Consider the following 23,853-nt stretch of genomic DNA (forward strand, 5'->3'; position numbering starts at 1 on the left):
GCGTGCTGTTCCCCGCAAGCACCACACCTTGGGCCAGAGGCGGCCGCTTCAAGCGAGACGGCTCTTCCTCGATCGCCATCTCGCTTGAAGAGTGTTGTTTTGGAGCATGATCTTCTCCGAAAAGTCTGCAACTTTTCGGAAATCATGCTCTATTCGGCGGCCACCTTTTTCGGTTCGGCCTCTTCCTCGAACAGCGAAGGCTGCTCGCTGCTTTCGACCGCATGCAGTGCCGGCCGGCTCTTCTTCGACGAGAAGCTGAGCAGCCAGCCGGAGAAGTTTTCGAAGTAAACGTAGATCACCGGTGTGACGAACAAAGTGAGCGCCTGCGAGGCAAGCAGGCCGCCGACCACGGCGACGCCGAGTGGCTGGCGCAGTTCGGCGCTTGCGCCGGTGCCGAGCGCGATCGGGAACGTGCCCATCAACGCTGCCAGCGTTGTCATCATGATCGGCCGAAAACGCATCAGGCAAGCCTTGTGGATGGAATCCTTGGCCGACATGCCTTGTCGTCTGAGCTCCAGCGCGACATCGACCATCATGATGCCGTTCTTCTTGACGATGCCGATCAGCATCAGGATGCCAATCACAGCAATGACCGAGATATCCATGCCGGCGAAGCGCAAAGCCAGCACCGCGCCGAGCACCGCCGACGGCAGACCGGTAAGGATGGTGAGCGGATGGATGAAGCTCTCATAGAGCATGCCGAGCACGATGTAGATCGTCAGGATCGCGCCGCCGATCAGCAGGCCCTGGTTGGCGAGCGAATCCTGGAAGGTCTTGGCGGTGCCGGCGAAGCTGGTCGAGATCGCCTTCGGCATGCCGATTTGCTCTTTCAGCTGGTCGATGCGGGTCACCGTGTCGCCGAGCGACACGCCCTGCGGCAGGTTGTAGGAGATCGTCACCGCCGGCAGCTGGCCGAGCTGGTTGACGGTCAGCGCGCCTGCCGTGCGATCGACATGGGCGAAAGCGCCGAGCGGCACCAGGCTGCCGCGCGCCGTCCTCACCTGGATAGCCAGCATGCGCTCGGGCGACCACGCCATCTTCGGATCGAGCTCGGTGATGACTTGATAGCTGTCGGCGGAGCCGAAGATGGTGGAAACCTGGTCGGTGCCGAAACCGCCGTAGAGGGCCGAGCGCAGAGTGTCGGTGTCGACGCCGAGCTGGGCCGCCTTGTCGCGGTCGACCACCAGCGTCGCCTGCAGGGCGTTGTTCTGCAGATCGCTGGTGACGTCGGTGAACGTCGTGTGGTCCGCCGCCATCGCATCATTGAGCTTCTGTGCCCAGATATCGGTCTGGCCCGTATCGAGGCCCTGAACCACGAGCTGGTAGGCGCTGGCGGACGAGCGCGAGCCCAGCCTGAGGTTCTGCACCGGCTGCATATAGGCCTCGATGCCCGGGACAGCGGCCAGCTGCCGCCGCAGGTCTGAAAGCACCTTCTCGATGCTGGGCCTCTGATCCTTGTCCTTCAGCTGCACGTAGAGCTGGCCCTGGTTCAGCGCGTTGTTGCCGCTACCGGCCGACCAGGCTACATGCGCGACATAAGGCGAATGCGCGAAGACGTTCGCCACCTGGCCCTGCAGCTTCGCCATGGCGTCGAAGGAGATGTCCTGCCGGGCCATCGTCGTCACCGAAATCTGGCCGATATCCTCCTGCGGGAAGAAGCCCTTCGGCGAGACCTGGATCAGCCAGACCGATGCCGCCGCCGTTCCGATGAAGACGAGGAATACGAAGAAGGTGTGCCGCAGGCAGAAGCTGAGCAACCAGTTGTAGCCGCGCGTGAACAAGTCATGGCCGTGGCCTTCGCTATGCGCCTCGCGATCGGCTTTCGTGACCGACAGCAGCCGCGAGCACAGCATCGGCGTCAACGTCAGCGACACGAACATCGACGCCAGGATGGCGACCGTCACCACGACCGCGAATTCGTTGAAGATGCGGCCGATGACGCCGCCCATCAGAAGCACGGGAATGAACACCGCCACAAGCGAGATCGAGATCGAGATGATGGTGAAGCCGATCTCGCGCGCGCCCTTCAGCGACGCGTCGAAGGCCGACAGCCCATCCTCCTCCATATGGCGGAAGATGTTTTCGAGCATGACGATGGCGTCGTCGACGACGAGGCCGACCGCGAGCGTGAGGCCCATCAGCGAGATGTTGTCGATCGAGAAGCCGAACAGGAACATCGCGCCAAGCGTCGCGATCAGCGAGATCGGCACCGCCACCGCCGGTATGATCGTCGCCGTTATCCTGCGCAGGAACACGAAGATCACCATCACCACCAGGGCGATGGTCAAGAGCAGCGTGAACTGCACGTCGTCGACAGCCTGGCGGATCGAAGTCGAGCGGTCGTTGAGCAGCTTGATGCTGGCCGCCGCCGGCATCTGGTCCTGGAAGGACGGCAGCATCGCCTTGACCTTGTCGACGACGTCGACGGTGTTGGCGTCGGGCTGGCGCTGCACGGCCATGATGATCGCGCGGGTACCATCGTACCAACTTGCGGTCGTGGTGGTCTGCACCGAATCGACGACGCGGGTCACCTCGCCCAGCCGCACCGGGTGGCCGTTCTTGGTGGCGATGATCAGGTTGGAGAACCCGGCGGCGTTGCCGAGCTGGGTGTTGGCGGTGATGGTGAGCTGCTGTTTGTCGTTCTGCAGCACGCCGAGCGGCGTGTTGCTGTTGGCCGACGCGATCGCCGCCTGCAGCTGATCGATCGAGATGCCGCGCGCGGCGAGCGCTGTCGGATCGATCTGAATGCGCACCGCATATTTCTGCTGGCCGAAGATCGAGACCTGCGCCACGCCGTCGATGGTCGACAGCGACGGCGAGATGACGTTCTCGGCGAAGGCATCGAGGTCCGTGAGCGGAACCGTGTCGCTGACCAGCGACATCAAAAGGATCGGCGCGTCAGCCGGATTGACCTTTCGATAGCTCGGCGGCGCGGTCATCTCCGGCGGCAGCGATTTTTGCGTGCGCGCGATCGCCGCCTGCACGTCCGCGGCCGCCGCGTCGATGTCCCGGTTGAGCACGAACTGGATGGCGATCGAGGTCTGGCCGAGCGAGTTGGTGGTCGAGATCGAATCGATGCCGGCGATGGTCGAAAACTGCTTGATCAGCGGCGTGGCCACCGAGGTCGCCATCGTCTCCGGCGAAGCGCCGGGCAGCGAAGCGGAAACATTGACCACCGGAAACTCGGCGCTTGGCAGCGCCGCGACCGGCAGGAACTTGTAGGCAAAAATTCCGCCCAGCACGAGGGCCAACGACATCAGCAGCGTGGCGACGGGCCTGCGTATGCAGAATTCGGAGATCATGGTCGCGCCCCGCCGGCCTTGTCGGCTTCCGCGACCTTGGGAGCGGCCTGATCGGTGCCGCTGCCGGCGGTCTTGCCTTCGTGGACGGCGGCGCCGTCCTTCAGCCTGGTCTGGCCTTCGACGACGACCTTCTCACCGCTCTTCAGCCCCTGGCTGATAGCGCTGTTTTCGCCTTCCGTCAGCGCCACCTGCACCGGCCGCATCTCCACCGTGTTGTCGGGCTTGACCACATAGACGAAGGAGCCCTTCTGGCTGGGCTGCACCGCAACCGTCGGAACCGAGGTCATCTGCGGCATCGTGCCGGCGTCGAGCACGACGTTCACATACTGGCCCGGCCAAAGCGAAAGATCGGAGTTCGGTATGCTCGCGCGCGTGGCGATGGTGCCCGAGGCGGTATCGACGCTGGAATCGACGAAGTCGAGCGTGCCCTTGCCGATCGGCGTCGGATCGCCGTCCTTGGTCAGCGTCACGTCCCCTTGCTGCGGATTCGCGAGCTCCTTGTGCAGCAAGGCAAGGTTGCTTTCCGGCAGAGTGAAATTCACCTGCAGCGGGTCCATTTGCGTGATGGTGACAAGTGGCGTCGTGCTGCTTGAGTTGCCGTTGCTGGTGGTGACGAGATCGCCGACGGAGACGTTGACCGCTCCGAGCCTGCCCGAGATGGGCGCGGTGATGGTCGCGTAGCTCAACTGGACCGTATCGGCGTCTATCGTCGCCTCGTCGGCATCGATGGTGGCGGCCGCCGCCTTTTGTGCCGCCAGCGCCTGATCGTAGGTCTGCTGCGTGCCCGCCTGCTTGGCGACGAGATCCTTGGCGCGCTGCAGATCGGCCTGGGCGCTGACCAGCATCGCCTGGTCCTTGGCCAGCGTCGCCTGGTCCTTGGCGAGCTGCGCCTTCAGCGAGCGGTCATCCAGCGAGAGCAGAAGATCGCCCGCTTTGACCATTTGCCCGTCCTTGACCGCGATCGACACGATCTGGCTGGACACCCGGGCATTGATGCTGACCACCGCCGGCGAGGAAACGAAGCCGATGGCATAGCGGCGGATCGGGAAGTCAGCGGTGGTTGCTGTCGCGGCAACGATCGAGGCCGAACGCGCGCGACCGCTGCCACTCTTCGGGTTGTCCGATGCCTTCGCCGTTTTGTCCGCGCTGCCCGTCGCTGCTTGCTGGCCTGAGATGAGCTGCTGGACCTTGCCCATCGCGGTTGGCGAAAGGTAGAGGCCGGCGCCCGCGAGGCAGGCCGCCGCGATGACTGCAAAGGCGATTTTTCCGCGCATCGACAACAAGCCTTATCACCCGACACGCCGAACCCGGTGGTCTATTCTAGCTCTATTCACGGCGCCTTGCCGCGATTTTCGCCGAATAGATAGGACAAGGCTTTGGCGGAAAAGGGCCAAAACGCGGTATTACGAAGATTTAATGTGCACTGCACAATCGCTGTGCACCCGGCTAACGTGCCGTGGCGGCCCTCGCATCAGGCTGAAAATGACCTCAGCGCAGCATTGGCCAAAGCGTCGCCGCCAACAGCAGACCCATGGCGATGTTGAACCATTTCAGGCGCACGGGATCCGACAGGAAGCCGCGCAGCGCGGTGCCGAACCCGGCCCAGACGGAGACGCTTGGCAGGTTGACGATGGTGAAGGCGATCGAGATCAGCGCCACCGAGACGAACGGATGGTCGGGGTTGGTGTAGACGGCCATGGCGGTTATCGCCATCACCCACGCCTTGGGATTGACCCATTGGAACGCCGCGGCGTCGATGAAGCGCATCGGCCGCGCCTCCGCACCGCTCTTGTCGCTCACCGAGCGTGACACGGCGATCTTCCAGGCGAGGTAGAGCAGGTAGGCGGCGCCAGCGATTTTCAACGCCGTGTGCAGCGCGGGAACCGCCGTCAGCACCGCGCCGAGCCCGAAGCCGACGGCCAGCAGCAGCACCAGGAAGCCAATGCTGATGCCCAGCATGTGCGGAACGGTCCTGACGATGCCGAAATTGACCCCGGACGTCAGCAGCATGAGGTTGTTGGGCCCCGGCGTGATCGAGGTCACGAAGGCATAAACCAAGAGAGCAAGGAACGCGTTGAGAGACATCGTATCCTCCCTAGATATGTCAGCCTTATTGTCCTTTTTTTGCAGGCGCGCGAAAGCCACGGACGGGCGACTGCAGGACCAGAGAGGGGAACTGTAGCAGTGCGAGTGGCGGTTGCCGCGCGCTCACATGCCCTGCGGGCCACGGTTCATCGCCGCCACGCCGGTGCGGCAGATTTCGACGAGGCCGAGCGGCTTCATGATGGCGATGAACTGATCGAGTTTGGAACCCTTGCCGGTGATCTCGAAGATGAAATGCTCGGTATTGGCGTCGATGACGCTGGCCCGGAAGGCATCCGCCAGCCTCAGCGCCTCGACACGCGCGTCGCCGGTGCCGGCGACCTTGACCAGCGCGAGTTCCCGCTCCAGCGGCCGCTCCTGGCCAAGTTCATGCGAGCGCACGGTAAGGTCGACGACGCGGTGCACCGGCACGATACGCTCAAGCTGGTGCTTGATCTGCTCAAGCACATGCGGCGTGCCGCGCGTCACGATGGTGATGCGCGACAAATGCTTCTCGTGCTCCGTCTCGGAGACGGTAAGGCTTTCGATGTTGTAGCCGCGTCCCGAGAAAAGGCCGATGACGCGGGCAAGCACGCCTGGTTCGTTGTCGACCAGCACGGAAAGCGTGTGCGTTTCCGGCTTCTCAGTTTCCTTGGCGATGAAATAGGCGGAGCCGGTCGGCTGGAGCTGTGCGTTCATGACATGACTCTCGATTTCAAACTTTTGCGCTAATTCTCTGTTTCCACACGGCTTCCCGCCGCAGGCTCCAGCAATTCCAGGAAAAGCGCATAGCGGTTTTCCGTCCGGAATTGCGTAAACATTCAGAGCCCTCGGCTACACCAGTTCCCTGCCCTTGGCGTCGATGGCGTTAGCCACCGCTTCGTCCGTCGCCTCGTCGGGCAGGAGCATCTCGTTGTGCGCCTTGCCGGAAGGGATCATCGGGAAGCAGTTGGCTAAAGTCGCCACGCGGCAGTCGAACAGCACCGGCTTCTTCACCGAGATCATTTCGCGGATCGCGTCGTCCAACTCGTCCGGCTTGTCGCAGCGGATGCCGTGGCCGCCATAGGCTTCCGCCAGCTTGACGAAATCCGGCATCGCCTCGGTGTAGGAATGCGACAGCCGGTTGCCGTGCAGCAGCTGCTGCCACTGGCGCACCATGCCCATATACTGGTTGTTGAGGATGAAGATCTTGATCGGTGCCTCGTACTGCACCGCCGAGCTCATCTCCTGCATCGTCATCTGCACCGAAGCGTCGCCGGCGATGTCGATGACCAGCGCGTCCGGATGCGCGATCTGCACGCCGAGCGCCGCCGGCAGGCCGTAGCCCATCGTGCCCAGCCCGCCCGACGTCATCCAGCGGTTGGGCTTGTCGAAATGATAGTGCTGCGCCGCCCACATCTGATGCTGGCCGACCTCGGTGGTGATGTAGGTGTCCATGTCCTTGGTCAACGCATAAAGCCGCTGGATGGCGTATTGCGGCATGATCACGTCGTTGTTCATCTTGTAGGCGAGCGAGTCCCGCGCGCGCCATTTCGCGATCTGCTCCCACCACGGATAGAGCGCCTTCTTGTCGGCCTTGGCGGTCGCCCGCCACAGCCGCACCAGATCCTCCAGCACCCGGCCGACATCGCCCAGGATCGGCACCTCGGCATGGACGTTCTTGTTGATCGAGGACGGATCGATGTCGATGTGGATCTTCTTCGAGTTCGGCGAAAACGCAGTGAGCCGGCCCGTGATGCGGTCGTCGAAGCGCGCGCCGATGCAGATCATCACATCGCAATCATGCATCGCCATATTGGCTTCGTAGGTGCCGTGCATGCCGAGCATGCCGACCCAGTTCTTGCCCGAGGCCGGATAGGCGCCGAGCCCCATCAGCGTCGTGGTGATCGGGAAGCCGGTGAGATCGACCAGCTCGCGCAGCAGGTGGCTGGCTTCCGGACCGGAATTGATGACGCCGCCGCCCGAATAGATGATCGGCTTCTTGGCGCCGGCCATCAGCTCGACGGCAGCTTTGACCTTCTCCAGATCGCCCTGGACCTTCGGCTGGTAGCTGGTGCGCGGCGCCGTCTGCGGCGGCACGTAGATGCCCTTGGCGAACTGCACGTCCTTCGGAATGTCGACCACGACCGGGCCGGGGCGCCCGGTGGTCGCCACATGGAAGGCCTCGTGGATGGTGGCGGCAAGCTCATTGACGTCCTTCACCAGCCAGTTGTGCTTGGTGCAGGGCCGCGTGATGCCGACCGTATCGCATTCCTGGAAGGCGTCGGAGCCGATCAGCGAGGTCGGCACCTGGCCGGTGAGACACACCAGCGGAATGGAATCCATCAGCGCGTCCTGCAGCGGCGTCACCGCATTGGTGGCGCCGGGGCCGGACGTCACCAGGAGCACACCGGCCTTGCCGGTCGAACGCGCATAGCCTTCGGCCGCGTGGCCGGCGCCCTGCTCGTGTCTGACCAGAATGTGCTCGACCTCGTCCTGCTGGAATATCTCGTCATAGATCGGAAGGACCGCACCGCCCGGATAGCCGAAGACGTGCTTGACGCCATTGTCCTTCAGCGCCTGCACCACCATTTCGGCGCCAGTCATTTCACGCCGTTCGTTCTGTCCACTGCTCATCGGTCTGGTCCCGTACTGTTCGCCGTCTGGCGATTTGCTGGTCGTTTAGTTGGATTTTGGGCAATAAAAAAGGCCCCCGAGGGAGCCTGTGGGATGCGCATGGGAGGTTTTCGCCCGGCGGTTACACCGCCTTGCCCACGCGCCAACCTACGAGAATGAGTGCTGTTTTCATGGCCGCGGACAATAAGGGCCAAAGCGCGGACTCGTCAATGGGGTGCCGCGCGAATTCACCCGCCTGTGAAATCGGCGCCGTCGCGCGCTACCATAGTACAGTTGAGCGGGTGCCGCCGAGACACCACTATGCGGTCGCAAAGGACGTTGGCTGCGAGGAGGACGCATGGCTGGCGAACGGGAGCATATCCGCGAGATCGAGCAGGTCCTGTCTGGTGCGCGATCGGCCCGCGACGACATCGTCGTGCAGTCCTGGCTGCGTTGCGTCGACACGCACCGCCTCGATCCTGCCCGGCCAACCGAAGCCTATATTGTTCCCGACACCCAGTTGCGCGAGCACCGCGAGCAATCCGAGCGGCTGATCGCGATTGCCCGCAGCGGCCTAGAGACGCTGTTCAAGCAGGTGGCTGGCCAGAACTACGTCTTGCTGCTGGCCGACGCCAAAGGGGTCACCGTCGATTTTCTCGGCGATCCGCTGTTCATGGACCAGTTGCGCAAGGCCGGGCTCTATCTCGGCTCGGAATGGTCGGAGAGCCGCACCGGAACCTGCGGCGTCGGCTCCTGCATCGTCACCGGCGAGGCAATGACCATTCATCAGACCGACCATTTCGACACCACCCATACGCCGCTTTCCTGCACCGCCGCGCCGATCTTCGACACCAAGGGCGAACTGACCGCCGTGCTCGACATTTCGCTGCTGCGTTCGCCGCAGCCGAAGGGCAGTCAGAACCTCGCGCTGCATCTGGTGACTGCCTCCGCGCGCCGCATCGAGCTCGCCAATCTGATGGCGCAGATGCACTCCGAATGGGTGTTGCGCTTCTCGCGTTCGCCTGAATTCCTCGACGTCGATCCGGAGGCGGCGATCGCGCTCGATGCCTCGGGCCGCATCCTCGGCACGACACGCGGCGCAGCGCTGCTTCTGGCGCAGGCCGGCGGTGTCGACTGGAGGCACTCGCCTTCCCCGATCGGCCAGCCGATCTCGCACTATCTCGACATGGGCATCGACGAACTGCCGAACCTGACGCGGGGGCGTCCGACCGAGGAGCGGCTGGTGTTCGGCCGCAACGGCAGCGCCCTCTTCGCGCACGCCATCGAGCCGCAGCCGCAGAGCATGCGCCGCGCTCCCACTGAAGTGCTGCCGAAGCCGATTGCCGAGCTTTCGGGCGGCGATCCGGCAATGGCGGCAATGCAGGTCAGGGCCGCCAAGCTGGCGCGCACGCCAATTCCGATCCTGATCCATGGCGAGACCGGCTCCGGCAAGGAGGTTCTCGCCCGCGCGATCCATGACAGCTCCGGGCGCATTGGCCCGTTCGTTGCCATCAACTGCGCGGCCATTCCGGAGCATCTGATCGAGAGCGAATTGTTCGGGCACATGGCGGGCGCCTTCACCGGGGCCGCGTCCAGGGGGCGCAAAGGGCTGATCGAGAGCGCCGACGGCGGCACCCTGTTCCTCGACGAGATCGGCGACATGCCCTATGCGCTGCAGTCGCGGCTGTTGAGGGTGATCGCCGAGCGCGAATTGGTCCCGGTCGGCGGCACCGAGCCGCGATCCGTGGACATCAAGGTCATCTCGGCTTCGCACTATGACCTGCGCAAGCTTGTCGCCGAGGGCCGTTTCCGCGAGGATCTGTTCTACCGGCTGAACGCCGCCTCGCTGGCCTTGCCGGCGCTGCGCGAGCGCACCGATTTCGAATGGCTGCTGGACCGGCTGGTGAGCGAGCGCGCACGCCTTGCCGGTCGGCCGGCGAAACTGTCGCCGGCGGCGCGGCTGGTACTGATCCGCCACGGCTGGCCCGGCAACATCCGCGAGCTCGTCAATGCCATCGATCTGGCCGTGGCGCTTTGCGACGATGGCACGATCCAGCCCGCCGACCTGCCCGACTTCGCGATGCCCCATGTGGCGCCATCGGTCCCGCACGCGAAGCTTGTCGCGCTACGGCCGCCCTCGCCCGGTGAAGAGCGAGAGGCGCTATTGAGCGCGCTTGTGGCGGCAGGCTGGAACATCTCCGAGGCCGCGCGCCGCCTTGGGGTCGACCGCACAACGGTGCATCGCCGGATGAAGCGCCTGCGCCTGGAAGCACCGAACTAGCGTTGCAGCGGCTGTGGCGCGTTGTAGCACGCGCAACACCCGGCGCAACAGGCGAGATCCCGAGGGACTTCCCTAACGACTTGATTGCATTGTGATTTATCCCTTGGCGCGGTGGCTGGCACGTCATTTGCAGTTCATTTCGGGACTCTGGCAAGTGGAGGAGAACAAATGCTCGAGAGAACACCCACCACCAGGGCGCAGGCGCTGCTCGACAAATTCGGCAAGGCGCTGGAAGCCGGCGACATCGATGCCGCCGTCAACTGCTTCCAGGCCGACTGCTACTGGCGCGACCTTGTCGCCTTCACCTGGAACCTGAAAACGATGGAGGGTCGCGACCAGATCGGCGACATGCTGCAGGCGACGCTGGCTAATACCAAGCCTATCGGCTGGACGGTGGCCGAAGGCGAAGAAGCGACCGAGGACGGCGGCATCATCACCGCCTGGATCACGTTCGAGACCGGTGTGGCGCGCGGCTTCGGCCTCGTGCGGTTCAAGGGCGACCTGATCTGGACGCTGCTGACCACCATCGCGGAGCTGAAGGGCCATGAGGAGAAGGCGGGCTTCACCCGCCCGCTCGGCGCCAAGCACGGCCACGGCAAGGGCCGCAAGACATGGCGCGAGGAGCGCGACGACGAGATCGCCGAGCTCGGCCATACAAGGCAACCCTATGCCGTCATCATCGGCGGCGGCCAGGGCGGAATTGCTCTTGGCGCCCGGCTGAAGCAGCTCGGCGTGCCGGCCATCATCGTCGAGAAGAACGAGCGCCCGGGCGATTCCTGGCGCAAGCGCTACAAGTCGCTCTGCCTGCACGATCCGGTCTGGTACGATCACCTGCCCTACATCGACTTTCCGAAGAACTGGCCGGTCTTCGCGCCGAAGGACAAGATCGGCGACTGGCTGGAAATGTACACCAAGGTGATGGAGCTGAACTATTGGAGCTCCACCACCGCGAAATCCGCCGCTTACGACGAGAAGACCAAGGAATGGACCGTCGTCGTCGAGCGCGACGGCAAGGAGATCGTGCTGAAGCCGAAGCAGCTGGTGCTGGCGACCGGCATGTCCGGCAAGGCGAACTGGCCGAAATACAAGGGCCAGGACATCTTCAAGGGCGAACAGCAGCACTCCTCGACCCATCCCGGCCCGGACAAATATGTCGGCAAGAAGGTCGTCGTCATCGGCTCCAACAACTCCGCCCACGACATCTGCGCGGCGCTGTGGGAAGCAGGCGCGGATGTGACCATGGTGCAGCGCTCGTCCACGCATATCGTCAAGTCCGACACGCTGATGGATATCGGCCTCGGCGCCCTGTATTCCGAGCAGGCGGTCGAGAACGGCATGACGACGCGCAAAGCGGACATGATCTTCGCCTCCCTGCCCTACCGCGTCCTGCACGAGTTCCAGATTCCGCTCTACGAACAGATGAAGGAGCGCGACGCCAAATTCTACGAGGATCTGGAAAAGGCCGGCTTCATGCTCGACTGGGGCGACGACGGTTCGGGTCTGTTCATGAAATATCTGCGCCGCGGCTCCGGCTACTACATTGACGTCGGCGCCTGCGACCTCGTCATCGACGGCTCCATCAAGCTGAAGAGCGGTCCGTGTGCTGCGGTGCAGGAACTCACCGAGACCGGCGTCAAGTTCGTCGACGGCAGCGAATTGCCGGCCGATCTTGTGATCTATGCCACCGGCTACGGCTCGATGAACGGCTGGGCCGCGGACCTCATCTCGCAGGAAGTGGCGGACAAGGTCGGCAAGGTCTGGGGCCTCGGCTCCAACACCACCAAGGATCCCGGCCCGTGGGAAGGCGAGCAGCGCAACATGTGGAAGCCGACGCAGCAGGAAGCGCTGTGGTTCCACGGCGGCAATCTGCATCAGTCGCGCCACTATTCGCAGTATCTATCGCTGCAACTGAAGGCCAGGCAGGTCGGCCTGCCGACGCCCGTCTACGGGCTGCAGCAGGTGCACCACAAGGCTTGATGCAAAAGGTCGCGTCGAATGGAAGCCCGGTTATGCCGGGCATCCGTTTTATGTCGCCCTTTGGGCCGCGAATTTTTTCACCACCCGCTCGAGCAGCGGCACGTAGTCGCGAAAGGCCCGCGTCCTCATGTTGGCGACCTTGCCGCCTTCGTCCCAGATGCGCACACGCACCGCTTCCTCGTGAAACGGATTGCTGCGGAACTCCGCCACCTCCTCGGCACGCATCGGCCCGCCTTGCAGCGACAGCGTGTGGACCGAAGCCGGCGACAGCTTGCTGAAATAGGTCGGATCCGTGGCGCAGAGATAGCGTTTGGCCGCAACATGCAGCCGCACACATTCGACGATGACCGGCGGAAAGAACGGCGCCAGCACCTCGCCGCCCGCCTCATCATGGTGCTTGTCCTCGACATCGTCGGGCGAATAGGTGCCGAACTCGCTGGTGTAGTGGCCGATGTCGTGCAGCAACGCCGCGGCCACCAGTTCCTCCGGCGCACCGTCCTGTTCGGCAAGCCACGCGCCCTGAAGCATATGCTCCGACATGGTGACGGGCTCGCCGAGATAGGATTCCGCCCCGCGGCGCTCGAAGATATCGGCGATGAACTCGACGATGTTGCCGGTGTTCAATCCCTGCGGGTTCATTCCGCCGCCTCCCTGAAACCGTGCTCGATCGCGGCAAGTGTCGAAAGCAGGCCATCCTTGTCGGCGTAGCAGCCCTGCAGCCAGCGCTTGCCGCTGCCGGAAAACGCCTTGCGCGCATGCATGACGCGAGTGTTATCGACGATGAAGGACTGCCCCGCCTCGAGCTTGAAGGTCACCTCGAAGGAAGGATCCTCGATCAGTTCGGCGAACCGGCGATAGGCGGCGTAGTATGTGTCCATCTCGGCGAACGGCACATCGACGATCGGCGCCAGCGAGCGGTTATTGAATCGGATGCAGATGAGTTCGCCATCGGGTCCGAGCTCGATCATCGGCCGCTTCGACTGCAGCCGAACGCCGGAAGAGCCGGCATATTCGAAGCGCGCCGGATAGGAGCAGAGCAGCCGGAAACCCTCGGGGTTTTCCGTCTGCAGCGCGGCGGCGACCGCAAATCCGTCGACGACGCTGGATTCGCCGCCGTCGACCGTATTCTCGATGCAGGCCAGGATCTGCAGCGTCGGCACCGGATCGCGGTAGGGATTGTCGGTATGCGCCTGCAGGCCGAGATTGGTATAGGCAAGGTTGTTCGGATTGACCTCGGCGCGCACCTCGAACCAGCGCCCGTAATTGGTTTCCCTGATGTAGCCGAAGAGATCGGCCACCTTGCACAATGCCCCGGATTCGGTCGGCAGACCGTCCATGACGGCGAAGCCGTAGGTCCGCACGGCGGCCAGCCATTGCCGCAGAACATTGCTGTCGCGGCTGGCCTCCGCATAGGCCGCGCGCGGCACCGAATTCTGCATGATGGCCTTGGTCCACCGCTGAATGTCGCTACCTGTCCAGCCGGGCTGCCGATCCTCCTGGTGGTCATATGCATGGGCGCGAAGCCAGCTTGCGGGAAAGCTGACGGTCTTGTCTTCCGGGACGAACGCGACTTCCAGCGCTTCGCCCTTGATCGAAGCAGCGCCGATCCGCGCCTCCGCCGGAATGTCGAGAATGGTGATCAGCCGCTGGCCGTTGCCGGCGCTGCGCGTCTTGTCGTCCAGCGCATTGTCGCGCAGCCACATGGCATGGAAGCGGCAGTGCGTTCCGTCCTCCCAGCCGAGTTCGATCGTTCGTCCGTCGTTGGCCAGCGTTGCTCTGGTCAGCATGTTCATGAAGCTCCCATCTTCGATCCCGCCACCGCAGGTACCGGTTGCATGCTGACGTCGCCAAAGGCATAATTCAAATTATCGTTTTTCGGTCAATGGCGTAGAAATTCTGATGGCTAGGAAAACTTTCGACACAATACCTCCTCTCGACTGGCTGCGCAGTTTCGAGGCGGCAGCGCGCCTGTCGAATTTTACCGCCGCGGCCGCAGAGCTCGGCCTCACGCAAGCTGCCGTCAGCCAGCACATCCGCTTTCTGGAAGAACGGCTCAAGACGCGGTTGTTCGCACGCCTGGCACGTGGCGTCGCTCTCTCGCCGGAGGGCGCCGCCTATCTGCCACACATCCAGTCGGCATTCGCGATCATTGGCAACAGCACGAGCGAGCTGTTTGAGCCCCGCGCCGTGCAGACGGTCAGCATCCGCGTTCCGATCTCCTTCGCCCTTCTCGTGCTCGTGCCGGCTCTTGCCGATCTGGCAAAAGCGCTGCCACGGGTCAGGCTCGATCTGGTGACCATCCATCGACCGGCCGATTACGACCAGCCGGGCTCTGCACTCGACATACGCTTTGGCAACGGATCTTTCCCGGCGCGCGAGGCCGACCGGCTGACCGTCGAGCGGCTTGTCCCAGTCGCGGCTCCGCCCCTGGCCAGTGACGCTGATTGGACGTCGTTACCGCTGCTGCTGGTGGCGGGCGCGCGCGAGATGTGGGCGGAATGGTTCGCGGCCGCCGGGCTTGCCGGCCATTCGCGGCGCTCGCACCGCTTCGACAGTTTCGTCGCCGCGATGGACGCGGCGAAGGCCGGCGCCGGAGCGCTGCTGGGCTCGCGGCCGCTGATCGACGCCGCCCTCAAGGACAACGTCCTTGTCAGGCTTTCGGACTTCGAGCTTTCGAGCCCATCGGGCCACTTCCTGACAAGGCCGTCGTCGTCGCGGCTGACCGGCGCCGAGCAGGATTTTCGCCGCTGGCTTTTGTCGCGCGTCTCCACGAGTTCAGGGTAGCGCTTGAACCGGCGCGCCTATCCGCTTCCAGTAGATGAGTGTGCCGGTCAGCCCGCCATGCGGCTTGAGTGCATAGTCCGGAATCTCGCCGGTCAGCGCGAAGCCGAGTTTCTCGTAAAGGCCGGCAGCTCCCTCCTCGCTTGCTGTGTCCAACACCAGCAAGGTGCGTCCCTTCTCGACGGCCAGTTCCTCGGCGGCCCGCATCAGACCCGTCGCGATGCCTTTGCCGCGATGGTCGAGGCGGGTCATCAGCTTGGCGATCTCGGCGCGGTGCGGCTGGTTGGGCGGGCAGTCGAGCAGCAGCGTCACGGTGCCGACAAGCGTCTCGCCGTCCCATGCGCCCAGCACCGCCCTTTCTCCCCGTGCGGCGGCGGCGAGCGATTTGCGCCAGAACTCATGGGCCGCGTCGGGCGACAGCGGATGCATGAAGCTCACCGATCCGCCGGTGGCGACCGTCTCGATCAGCAGATCGGCCAGCATCCCGCTGGTTTTCGCGTCATCGTTCAACGCCATGATTTCAAGGGAGTCCATGTCCATACTCTCCAGGTGGTGAAGTGTCGGGCCGCCGTCATTCGAAATGACTGTTCCGTCGTCGGCGGCGCGCCCTGCGGATTTCCGCGATGCGCTCGGCGTCGTCCTCGCCTGAGGTGGCGCCCGCGCTCCGGGATCTCGAGCGTGTACTCTTCATAGGTGAGGCCAAGCCGCTCGGCCCTTTCCAGCCGCATCAGCATGATTCCGTGGCTCGGCGCCTTCCAGGCTTTGTCGTGGGCGTCGCGCCAGGCGAGAAAGATGTAGGCATCGCCCTTGCCCCAGGGAGGGCCTTCATAATCGTCGATAGGCGGCCCGCCATTGTGCGAGCGTCTCGGTCGGCGTGCCATGCGATCAGCCCCGGACCAGCGCCACCAGATACTCGGCGGCTTCCGGTCCCGGAGCATGGAACGTGCAGTCCGACGGAGCGCCGAGCGCAAGGCAATCGCCCGGCTCGAGCCTGTGCACGACATCGCCTTCGGTGAAGTCGAGGCGGCCGCCGATAAGCCAGATCTGCTGCTTGATGAAAGCATAGGACGCTGCCGGGAAATCGACCTCGGCGCCTGCCGGCAAACTGACCCGGATCAGTTCGAGCGGCATTTGCGTCGCCGGCGACAGGTGCCGTCTCACATAACCCGTCGCCGGATCCTGCCAGACCGGCTGCTCATCCTTGCGGCAGACCCCGCCGCCCTGCATTTCGGCGCGGGCAATCAGCGTCGACAGCGTCATGCCGAAAGCCGACGCTATGCGCACCAAAAGCGCCGCGGTCGGGCTTGTCATGCCGCGCTCCAAGGCGCTCAGCATCGCCTTGGAAACAACCGACCGCTCGGCCAGCTCGGCCAGCGACCATCCTCGCAAATCCCGCTCGGAGCGTATCCGCCTGCCGATGGTGGATGTGATGTCATTCGATATATCAGCCATTCGTCCAATATATCGAAAACTAACCATAGCGAAAGTGGCTATTCGATCGAATTTTCGCGACTACCTTAACAGGCCCTACACCATCCGACCTCACGCGACTTTAACCCCGATTGGATAGGTTTGACCTCGAGGGGAATGGGACAGGTCACCGATGTTTGTTGAACGCGAAGCCTCCGTTGGGGAACCGACCTCGCAGGAGCGCCGCGACGCCCAGCAAAGCGACAAGCGCATTCTGGGCAATGTCGTGCAATGCGACGGCGCGCGCGCCACCATCAGCGCCTATGCCGAGGATGCCGAAGGCACGGTCACCGGCCTGTGGACCGTCGGCAAGATGATTTCCATCAACCTCGGCTCGACGCGCACCGTTGGCCTTGTCTATGCGATCGGCAAGTCTGACCGCGCCTGGAGCAGCGAGGGCCAGAATGCGATCGAGGTCAGCATCGAACTGATCGGCGAGGTGCGCGACGGCGCCGAGTCTGGCGCCAAGCCGGTCTTCGACCGCGGCATCACCACCTATCCGCATATCGGCGCCGTTGCCCATCGCATCCGCAGCCGCGACCTGCAGGCCGTCTACGATCTCGCCGGCCGCCATTCGATCACCATCGGCACGCTGTCCCAGGACGAGGCGATCGACGCCAACATCGCCATCGACGACACGCTGGCGCGCCATTTCGCCGTTGTCGGCACGACCGGCGTCGGCAAATCCACGGCTGTCTCGCTGCTTTTGCGTAAGTCGATCGAGGCCCGGCCCGATCTGCGCGTGCTGATCCTCGACCCACACAATGAGTTTGCCGCCTCGCTTCCGGAACATTGCGTGAAGGTCGATTCCAAGACGCTCGACCTGCCGTTCTGGATGTTCAGGCTGGAGGAATTCGCCGAGGTTCTGTTTCGCGGGCGCGAGACCGTGCCGGAGGAAGTCGACGTCCTGCGCGACCTCATCCCGGCCGCCAAGAACCTCTACCGCAACCCGAGTTCCGGCTCGTATATCAGGCGCGGCAGCGATGCGCTGACGGCGGACACGCCGGTGCCTTACCGCATCGCCGATCTCCTCAAGCAGATCGACGAGCGAATGGGTCTCCTGGAAAGCAAGAACGATCGGCCGACACTGAAGTCGCTGAGGACGCGCATCGAATCGGCCGCGGCCGATCCGCGCTACCGTTTCATGTTCAATTCGCGGCTGATCGAGGACACCATACACGAGACCGTCGGCAACATCTTCCGCGTGCCGAACCACGGGCGTCCGGTAACCTGTTTCGAGATGGCGGGCATGCCGTCCGAGGTCGTCAACTCCGTCTGCTCGGTACTGGCGCGTCTCGCCTTCGACCTTGCGCTCTGGAGCGAGGGCCGGCTGCGGCTGCTTTTGCTATGCGAGGAGGCGCATCGCTACATGCCCGCCGATCCGCGCCTCGGCTTCGCGCCGACCAGGCACGCTTTGTCGCGCATCGCCAAGGAAGGCCGCAAATATGGCTGCTACCTCGGCGTCGTCACCCAGCGTCCGGGTGAGCTCGATCCGACCATCCTGTCACAATGCTCGACCTTCTTCGCCATGCGGCTCGCCAACGAGCAGGACCAGGCGATCATCCGCTCGGCGATCGCCGATTCCTCGGCCTCGACGCTGGCGTTCCTGTCCTCCATGGGCCAGCGCGAAGCCATCGCCTTCGGTGAAGGCGTGGCGACGACCATGCGGCTCAAATTCGAGAAATTGTCCCGCGAATTCATACCGGGAACGGCCAAGCGCGAGCAGACCCTGCCCGCGGAAGCTGGCGACGATGTCGATCTCGCAGGAATTGTCGAGCGGCTGCGCAACGTGCCGAAACCGCAGCAGTCGATAGCGTTCGCCGAGGCCGTCGATGCCGGCCGCCAGGCCGGTGATCCCGACTACCGCAAGCCATCCGCGCCGCGCGTGCAGCCGGACGACGATTTCGACCTGCGCTACGGCCTGAAGCCCTCGACCTTCGGCATGCGCCAGCAGAACGACTGAGCCTGCGGCAGCCTTTCGCCGACCGATAACAGTGCCACTGTAAGGCTTCCAGGCTCCGTTTCACCGGCAGGCATGGGTAAATTCCGTCAGGAAATTCGTCAGGCCGAGTCGACTGGAGTTGCTTTCGAGAACCGGAGCGGAGCGGACAAAAAGTCCGTGAGCACCGGAAGCGCAGAAAGCGGCTCCAGGCGGCCAGCATCACGAATTTAGTGACGGAATTTTAGGCGCAGACGCGGTTGCGGCCCTGCTTCTTCGCCTCGTAGAGCTGCCGGTCCGCGCGGCGATAGAAGTCGTCGGCGCTCTCCTTGCGGTCCCAGACGGCAAGGCCGACGCTGGTGGTGACCTTCAGCCGCACATTGCCCGACAGGATCGACATGTTGGCGATCGCCTTGCGGATTCGCTCGGCGAACCGGGCGAGCAGTTCCGCGTCCATGTTTGGCGTGACCACGGCAAACTCCTCGCCGCCAAGCCTCGCCACCACGTCGTGATAGCGCGTCATGCCGCGCACGCATTGCGCGACGGCCCGCAGAACTTCGTCGCCGACATCATGACCATGCGTGTCGTTGACCTGCTTGAAGTGATCGAGGTCGAGGATCATCAGGCCCACCGGCTTGTCGATGCGGCCGAACTCGTCGAGATATTCCCTTAGCGCGTCGTCGAAGTAGCGGCGGTTCTGCATGCCGGTCAGGCCATCGGTGAGCGCCGCGTGCTCGAGCGTTTGCGAACGGGCGCTCAGTGATACCGTCATGGCGCGCAGCTTGCCTTCTTCCCTCACCTGGCCGCGGATCAGCGGGTAGATGAAGAAGGTCCCGAAGAACAAGGCGGCGGCCAGCAGCGCGCCGGTCACGAACAGCAATTTGTTGAGATAGATGATCCTGTCGAGACGCGACGCGGTGTCGAGATCAGTCGCAATGTCCTGCAATTGGCCATAGGCGTGGAAGGTCACCAGGCCGGCAGCCAGGATCACGAAAATAAAGACGAAAAATGCGGATTCCGCCTTGTGAAAACGCATAACTCCCCGCGGTACTGCGACCCATCGTCGTTATGGCATGCCCAGCCTTACGGACGGTTAACCCGGACAACCGTGGCGGGAAGCTCCATCGAAGATTCCAAGCCTCTGATTGAAATCGCAAAATCCATCAGTCCGGGATTGACGATTCCCCACCCGGGCGGAGCCTTTGCCACTCCGGTCCCAGCTGGTGCCTGAACCAGGTCGTCTGACGCTTGGCATATTGGCGCGTGGCGATCTTGGCGCGCTCGATCGCTTCGGGAAAGCTCATCTCCCCGGCCAACGCGGCCTGCAGCTCTCGAACCCCGATCGCTTTCATCGCCGGCAGGTTCGGAGCAAGATCGAGCGCCATCAACTGCCTGACCTCGTCGAGCGCACCTTTGTCGATCATCTGGTCGAATCGCGCCTCGATGCGCGCCACGAGCTCGCCGCGATCCGGCTCGATCACCAGGAAGCGCGCGCTGTCGCGGTCGATAAGCGGCTGGCCGCGCGCCGCCTGCCAGTCAAGGATCGACCGCCCCGACGCGTCGAGCACCTCCAGCGCCCGCACGATGCGCTGGCCGTCGGTCGGCCTGAGATGCATGGCGACGGCGGAGTCTTCACGCATCAAAATGCGATGCAGCCGTTCGGCCCCTTGTTCCTTGAGCTCGTAGCGCCAGCGCTCGCGCACCGATGGCGGAATGTCGGGCATGTCCGAGATGCCTTCGGCTAAAGCGCGGAAATAGAGCCCGGTGCCGCCGACGAAGACGGCGGGCCGCCCGGACAAAGCGTCTTCCTCGATCAGCCGGGTGACGTCGCGCAGCCAAGCGCCGGTGGAGTAGGCTGTCGAAGGATGCACATGGCCGTAGAGGAAATGCGGCACGCGTGCCATTTCGGCCGCGCTTGGGCGCGCCGTCAGCACGTCGAGTACCGAATAGCCCTGCATGGAATCGGCGTTGACGATGACGCCGCCCTGGCGTTCGGCAAGATCGAGCGCCAGCGCCGACTTGCCGCTGGCGGTCGGCCCAGCTATCAGGATCGCGTTCTTCACGCGGCCTTCGCCCGCCCGTCTGCCGGAATTTTCGATGCCGCTGATCGCCACGCTTGTATCCCGTCCCAAAGACCGCGCAGTGTCGGCCTCACTTGCGAATATGGCCTCGCGTGCAGCCGGCGCAAGCGCCCTTCACTGGCTGGCGGAAGATGTCGCCTGCGATCTGGTTCTGCCGGAGACGCCCGACATCGGCGTATTGACGGCCAATCTGCGCGCGGCATTGGCCTCCGAACCGGTCGACATCGTTGTCCAGCCGGCCGAAGGCAGGAAGAAAAAGATCCTGCTTGCCGATATGGATTCGACCATGATCGACCAGGAATGCATCGACGAGCTCGCCGACGAGATCGGCGTCAAGCAACATGTCGCCGCGATCACGGCGCGGTCGATGAATGGAGAGATCGCGTTCGAGCCCGCCTTGCGCGAGCGCGTCGCCTTGCTGAAGGGCCTCGACACGGCAGTGGTCGACCGCATCATCGCCAAGCGGCTGACGCTGGCCGCCGGCGGCCGCGCGCTGGTGCAGACGATGCGCGCCGGCGGCGCCTGGACGGCACTCGTCTCCGGCGGCTTCGACGTCTTCACCAGCCGCATCGCCGCGCTGCTCGGCTTCCAGGAGAACCGCGCCAACCGACTGATCGAGGCCGACGGCAGGTTCACCGGGACGGTGGCCGAACCGATCCTCGGCCGCGCCGCCAAGGCCGAGGCGCTGCTCGACATTGCGGCAAGGCTTGGCCTGTCGACGGCCGACGCGATTGCTGTGGGCGACGGCGCCAACGACCTCGACATGATCCGCCTGGCAGGCACTGGAGTGGCCCTGCACGCCAAGCCAGCGGTGGCGGAGCAGGCAAGGATCCGCATCGATCATGGCGACCTCACAGCGCTGCTCTACCTCCAAGGCTATCGCCAGGAGGAATTCGTGCAATGAAGCCGATGCGCACCGATCGCCTCATCCTGCGCAACTGGGAGGAGCGCGACCGGGCGCTCTTCCACCGCATCAACTCCGACGAGCGCGTGATGGAGTTCTTCCCATTCCGCCGCGACCGCGCCGCCGCCGATGCCAAGATGGACGAGGTCCGCACCTGGATCGATGAAGACGGTTACGGCTTCGCCGCGGCCGAGATTGCCGCCACGGGCGAGTGCATCGGCTTTGTCGGATTGTCCGGAACGGAGGATGTGGACGTCCTGCCGGCCGGCACGATCGAGATCGGGTGGCGGTTGGCGCCGGAATTCTGGGGCAACGGCTATGTAACCGAGGCGGCCGAAGCCTGGCTCGCTTACGGGTTCGAAACGCTGGAGCTGGGCGAAATCGTTTCCTTCGCCGTCGCTGAAAACCACCGCTCCGTCGCCGTCATGAAACGGCTCGGCATGCGCGTCGATCCGGCCAGCGACTTCGATCATCCTGCCGTGCCGGACAGCCTCCCTCATCTTAAGCGGCACGTCCTCTACAGGCTGTCGCGAGGCGACTGGCAGGCACGGAAAAGGGCGGCTCGCTAGCCGCCCTTTTTGTTGGAGCCCAGTTGGTTGGACGTTTTCCGGACTCAATCCATCCGGATCGTCACGAAGCGCAGCTCGCCGGTCTTCGAGGCCAGCATCAGCAGCGCGTTCTTGCGGCCCTGTTCCTTCAGGGCGCCGATCCGGTCCATGACGTCCTTCGGCGTTCCGACCGATTCCTGCGCGATCTCGGTGATCACCTCGCCGGGCTGGATGCCGCGCTCGGCGGCCGCCGAATCCTTGGCGACGTCGGTGATGACCACGCCCGACACATCGGCCGCGATGCCGAACTTCTGCCGCGTCTGGTCGTTGAGCTCGCCGACGGTCATGCCGAGCACCGAAGCCGTGGACACCGGAGCCGCCTTGTCGCCCTTGTCCTGGTCGGTATTGCCGTTCTCGCCGCTGGCCAGCTTCTCGCCGTCCTCGAGCCGGCCGAGCGTCACCTTCACCGTCTGCTCGACGCCCTTGCGCACGATCACGACGTCGACCGCCTTGCCGACCGGGCTTTCCGCGACCACGCGCGGCAGGTCGCGCATCTCGTGGATGTCCTTGCCGTCGAACTTGATGATGACGTCGCCAGCCTGCACCGAACCATTGTCGACCGGACCGCCCTTGATGACGCCGGCCACCAGCGCGCCCTTGGCCGTCGCCATGCCGAGGCTCTCGGCGATGTCGTCCGTCACCGGCTGGATGCGCACGCCAAGCCAGCCGCGCCGCGTTTCGCCGAACTGGCGAAGCTGGTCGACGACGCCCGCCGCAAGCTGCGAGGGAATGGAGAAGCCGATGCCGATCGAGCCGCCGGACGGCGAGATGATCGCCGTGTTGATGCCGATGACCTCGCCTTCGGCGTTGAACAGCGGGCCGCCGGAATTGCCGCGGTTGATGGCGGCGTCCGTCTGGATGAAGTCGTCATAGGGGCCGGAATTGATGTCGCGGTTGCGCGCCGAGATGATGCCGACCGTGACCGTGCCGCCAAGGCCGAACGGGTTGCCGATCGCCATCACCCAGTCGCCGACGCGCATCTTGGTGGAATCGCCGAATTTCACCGCCGTCAGCTTGTGGCCCTTCGGATCGACCTTCAGCACCGCGACGTCGGTCTTTGTATCGGTGCCGACAAGCGTCGCCTTCAGCGTCACGCCGTCGGAGAAATTGACCTCGATGTCGTCGGCATCGGCGATCACGTGGTTGTTGGTCACCACTATGCCCTGCTCGGCGTCGACGACGAAGCCGGAGCCCAGCGACTGCACCTTCTGCCCGCCGCCGCCCTTGTCGCCGCCACGGTTCTTGAAGAAGTCGTCGAAGAAATCCTGGAAGGGCGAACCTTCGGGGAGTTGCGGCATCGGAACTGCGCCCGGCCCTTCCGTGCCTTTCACCGTTTGCGAGGTCGAGATGTTGACCACCGCGCCGAGCAGGCGTTCGGCGAGATCGGCGACGGAAGGCGGCCCGTCGGAAGCGATCGTGGGCGTGACGAAAGACGGGACGGCAACCATGCCGACGACGAATGCGGTGGCGCCGGCGAAAAGCGTGCGCCGCGCCGCGCGCAACAGGGTGTCGGATATCATCGTGGCCTCCCGGCGTTTTTAGAAAAGGAAAAGCGCATCCGCAAAGGCGCCTGTCCAATTCATGTTGGCAAGAAATAAGGCACGTTTGCGGCTATAGCTATCGGCGGAAGATAAATCGTCAATCACTTCGGCACCATGGAATTTCATCAGCCACGGACCAACCAGACGATCCCGACGCCGACGGCGATCGCAACCAGTCCGCCGATCCGCAGCACATTCTCAGGCGTCGCCAGGCCAGAGCTGGAAACCCGCCATAGACCAGCCCCTCGATGACGAGGACCAGGCCGATTGCCGCAAGGAAATCCTGCACCGC

At 64.0% G+C, this 23,853-nt stretch carries 18 protein-coding genes and 2 pseudogenes; 6 read left to right on the forward strand and 14 right to left on the reverse strand.

Annotated features, from left to right (window positions below):
* Positions 1-149: 149 nt before the first annotated feature.
* From AU465_RS07620 to AU465_RS07640, 5 genes are all read right to left on the reverse strand, one after another.
* Positions 150-3,302: an efflux RND transporter permease subunit gene (locus AU465_RS07620; protein WP_192245495.1), complete on the reverse strand. Its 3,153-nt coding sequence runs from the start codon at positions 3,300-3,302 to the stop codon at positions 150-152.
* Positions 3,299-4,576 carry an efflux RND transporter periplasmic adaptor subunit gene (locus tag AU465_RS07625; RefSeq protein WP_192245497.1) on the reverse strand — a complete coding sequence of 426 codons (1,278 nt, stop codon included), beginning with the start codon at positions 4,574-4,576 and terminating at the stop codon, positions 3,299-3,301. Before AU465_RS07625 ends, AU465_RS07620 begins: the two co-directional genes overlap by 4 nt.
* Before the next feature lie 214 nt (positions 4,577-4,790).
* On the reverse strand, positions 4,791-5,387 hold the full coding sequence (locus AU465_RS07630; RefSeq protein WP_192245499.1) for a LysE family translocator: 597 nt from the start codon (positions 5,385-5,387) through the stop codon (positions 4,791-4,793).
* 123 nt (positions 5,388-5,510) lie between these two features.
* On the reverse strand, positions 5,511-6,083 hold the full coding sequence (gene ilvN / locus AU465_RS07635; RefSeq protein ID WP_059185300.1) for an acetolactate synthase small subunit: 573 nt from the start codon (positions 6,081-6,083) through the stop codon (positions 5,511-5,513).
* Positions 6,084-6,218: 135 nt separating this feature from the next.
* Positions 6,219-8,000: an acetolactate synthase 3 large subunit gene (locus AU465_RS07640; RefSeq protein WP_192245502.1), complete on the reverse strand. Its 1,782-nt coding sequence runs from the start codon at positions 7,998-8,000 to the stop codon at positions 6,219-6,221.
* Between the two features lie 337 nt (positions 8,001-8,337).
* Here AU465_RS07640 and AU465_RS07645 point away from each other — a divergent pair, with 337 nt between their 5' ends.
* Together AU465_RS07645 and AU465_RS07650 are read left to right on the forward strand one after the other, a co-directional pair.
* Positions 8,338-10,260: a sigma-54-dependent Fis family transcriptional regulator gene (locus AU465_RS07645; RefSeq protein WP_192245504.1), complete on the forward strand. Its 1,923-nt coding sequence runs from the start codon at positions 8,338-8,340 to the stop codon at positions 10,258-10,260.
* Between the two features lie 168 nt (positions 10,261-10,428).
* The gene (locus AU465_RS07650) at positions 10,429-12,237 is read left to right on the forward strand and encodes an NAD(P)/FAD-dependent oxidoreductase (protein WP_192245506.1); all 1,809 of its coding nucleotides are present in this window, start codon (positions 10,429-10,431) and stop codon (positions 12,235-12,237) included.
* Between the two features lie 48 nt (positions 12,238-12,285).
* Here AU465_RS07650 and tmpB read toward each other — a convergent pair whose 3' ends face one another.
* Together tmpB and tmpA are read right to left on the reverse strand one after the other, a co-directional pair.
* A complete protein-coding gene (tmpB, locus tag AU465_RS07655) occupies positions 12,286-12,876 on the reverse strand; it encodes a (R)-1-hydroxy-2-trimethylaminoethylphosphonate oxygenase (RefSeq protein ID WP_192245508.1) in 591 nt (196 codons plus the stop codon).
* Positions 12,873-14,024, reverse strand: a complete 1,152-nt coding sequence (gene tmpA, locus AU465_RS07660) for a 2-trimethylaminoethylphosphonate dioxygenase (RefSeq protein WP_192245510.1) — start codon at positions 14,022-14,024, stop codon at positions 12,873-12,875. The genes tmpB and tmpA overlap by 4 nt, the downstream gene beginning before the upstream one ends.
* 112 nt (positions 14,025-14,136) lie before the next feature.
* On the opposite strand from tmpA, the gene AU465_RS07665 reads away from it, so the two are divergent.
* Positions 14,137-15,021, forward strand: a complete 885-nt coding sequence (locus AU465_RS07665; RefSeq protein ID WP_192245512.1) for a LysR family transcriptional regulator — start codon at positions 14,137-14,139, stop codon at positions 15,019-15,021.
* Here AU465_RS07665 and AU465_RS07670 read toward each other — a convergent pair.
* The 3 genes and pseudogenes from AU465_RS07670 to AU465_RS07680 all read right to left on the reverse strand — a co-directional run bounded on the left by AU465_RS07670 (position 15,013) and on the right by AU465_RS07680 (position 16,470).
* On the reverse strand, positions 15,013-15,552 hold the full coding sequence (locus tag AU465_RS07670) for a GNAT family N-acetyltransferase (protein ID WP_192245514.1): 540 nt from the start codon (positions 15,550-15,552) through the stop codon (positions 15,013-15,015). The genes AU465_RS07665 and AU465_RS07670 overlap by 9 nt on opposite strands.
* Positions 15,553-15,589: 37 nt before the next feature.
* A pseudogene (locus tag AU465_RS07675) lies at positions 15,590-15,899 on the reverse strand (hypothetical protein).
* 4 nt (positions 15,900-15,903) lie between these two features.
* Complete coding sequence (locus tag AU465_RS07680; protein WP_192245516.1) at positions 15,904-16,470, reverse strand: helix-turn-helix domain-containing protein; 567 nt, start codon at positions 16,468-16,470, stop codon at positions 15,904-15,906.
* A 151-nt stretch (positions 16,471-16,621) separates the two neighbouring features.
* On the opposite strand from AU465_RS07680, the gene AU465_RS07685 reads away from it, so the two are divergent.
* Positions 16,622-18,451: an ATP-binding protein gene (locus AU465_RS07685; RefSeq protein WP_192245518.1), complete on the forward strand. Its 1,830-nt coding sequence runs from the start codon at positions 16,622-16,624 to the stop codon at positions 18,449-18,451.
* Between the two features lie 220 nt (positions 18,452-18,671).
* Here AU465_RS07685 and AU465_RS07690 read toward each other — a convergent pair whose 3' ends face one another.
* Both AU465_RS07690 and miaA read right to left on the reverse strand, forming a co-directional pair.
* A complete protein-coding gene (locus tag AU465_RS07690; RefSeq protein WP_192245520.1) occupies positions 18,672-19,463 on the reverse strand; it encodes a GGDEF domain-containing protein in 792 nt (263 codons plus the stop codon).
* A 127-nt stretch (positions 19,464-19,590) separates the two neighbouring features.
* Positions 19,591-20,535, reverse strand: a complete 945-nt coding sequence (miaA, locus tag AU465_RS07695; RefSeq protein WP_192245603.1) for a tRNA (adenosine(37)-N6)-dimethylallyltransferase MiaA — start codon at positions 20,533-20,535, stop codon at positions 19,591-19,593.
* Between miaA and serB the strand changes: the two genes are divergently transcribed.
* Positions 20,525-21,412: a phosphoserine phosphatase SerB gene (gene serB / locus AU465_RS07700; protein ID WP_192245522.1), complete on the forward strand. Its 888-nt coding sequence runs from the start codon at positions 20,525-20,527 to the stop codon at positions 21,410-21,412. The two genes, miaA and serB, sit on opposite strands and share 11 nt — an antisense overlap.
* Positions 21,409-21,981, forward strand: coding sequence for a GNAT family N-acetyltransferase (locus AU465_RS07705; RefSeq protein ID WP_192245525.1), 573 nt, complete (start codon positions 21,409-21,411; stop codon positions 21,979-21,981). The genes serB and AU465_RS07705 overlap by 4 nt, the downstream gene beginning before the upstream one ends.
* A 44-nt stretch (positions 21,982-22,025) precedes the next feature.
* Here AU465_RS07705 and AU465_RS07710 read toward each other — a convergent pair whose 3' ends face one another.
* Positions 22,026-23,540 carry a DegQ family serine endoprotease gene (locus AU465_RS07710; RefSeq protein WP_192245527.1) on the reverse strand — a complete coding sequence of 505 codons (1,515 nt, stop codon included), beginning with the start codon at positions 23,538-23,540 and terminating at the stop codon, positions 22,026-22,028.
* A gap of 146 nt (positions 23,541-23,686) precedes the next feature.
* Positions 23,687-23,850: pseudogene (locus AU465_RS07715) on the reverse strand (DUF2065 domain-containing protein).
* Positions 23,851-23,853: the final 3 nt, after the last annotated feature.

Origin of the sequence: Mesorhizobium silamurunense (assembly GCF_014843905.1) — a bacterium.
Taxonomy (GTDB): Bacteria; Pseudomonadota; Alphaproteobacteria; order Rhizobiales; family Rhizobiaceae; genus Mesorhizobium; species Mesorhizobium silamurunense.

Excerpts from the sequence above, each read along its gene's own strand:
- AU465_RS07630 (WP_192245499.1), bottom strand. The coding sequence starts at position 5,387 with ATGTCTCTCAACGCGTTCCTTGCTCTCTTGGTTTATGCCTTCGTGACC.
- AU465_RS07640 (WP_192245502.1), bottom strand. The coding sequence starts at position 8,000 with ATGAGCAGTGGACAGAACGAACGGCGTGAAATGACTGGCGCCGAAATG.
- tmpB (WP_192245508.1), bottom strand. The coding sequence starts at position 12,876 with ATGAACCCGCAGGGATTGAACACCGGCAACATCGTCGAGTTCATCGCC.
- AU465_RS07685 (WP_192245518.1), top strand. The coding sequence starts at position 16,622 with ATGTTTGTTGAACGCGAAGCCTCCGTTGGGGAACCGACCTCGCAGGAG.
- AU465_RS07680 (WP_192245516.1), bottom strand. The coding sequence starts at position 16,470 with ATGGCTGATATATCGAATGACATCACATCCACCATCGGCAGGCGGATA.
- AU465_RS07650 (WP_192245506.1), top strand. The coding sequence starts at position 10,429 with ATGCTCGAGAGAACACCCACCACCAGGGCGCAGGCGCTGCTCGACAAA.
- AU465_RS07710 (WP_192245527.1), bottom strand. The coding sequence starts at position 23,540 with ATGATATCCGACACCCTGTTGCGCGCGGCGCGGCGCACGCTTTTCGCC.
- AU465_RS07670 (WP_192245514.1), bottom strand. The coding sequence starts at position 15,552 with ATGGACTCCCTTGAAATCATGGCGTTGAACGATGACGCGAAAACCAGC.
- tmpA (WP_192245510.1), bottom strand. The coding sequence starts at position 14,024 with ATGCTGACCAGAGCAACGCTGGCCAACGACGGACGAACGATCGAACTC.
- AU465_RS07625 (WP_192245497.1), bottom strand. The coding sequence starts at position 4,576 with ATGCGCGGAAAAATCGCCTTTGCAGTCATCGCGGCGGCCTGCCTCGCG.
- AU465_RS07690 (WP_192245520.1), bottom strand. The coding sequence starts at position 19,463 with ATGCGTTTTCACAAGGCGGAATCCGCATTTTTCGTCTTTATTTTCGTG.
- AU465_RS07645 (WP_192245504.1), top strand. The coding sequence starts at position 8,338 with ATGGCTGGCGAACGGGAGCATATCCGCGAGATCGAGCAGGTCCTGTCT.
- ilvN (WP_059185300.1), bottom strand. The coding sequence starts at position 6,083 with ATGAACGCACAGCTCCAGCCGACCGGCTCCGCCTATTTCATCGCCAAG.
- AU465_RS07665 (WP_192245512.1), top strand. The coding sequence starts at position 14,137 with ATGGCTAGGAAAACTTTCGACACAATACCTCCTCTCGACTGGCTGCGC.
- AU465_RS07620 (WP_192245495.1), bottom strand. The coding sequence starts at position 3,302 with ATGATCTCCGAATTCTGCATACGCAGGCCCGTCGCCACGCTGCTGATG.
- serB (WP_192245522.1), top strand. The coding sequence starts at position 20,525 with ATGCCGCTGATCGCCACGCTTGTATCCCGTCCCAAAGACCGCGCAGTG.
- AU465_RS07705 (WP_192245525.1), top strand. The coding sequence starts at position 21,409 with ATGAAGCCGATGCGCACCGATCGCCTCATCCTGCGCAACTGGGAGGAG.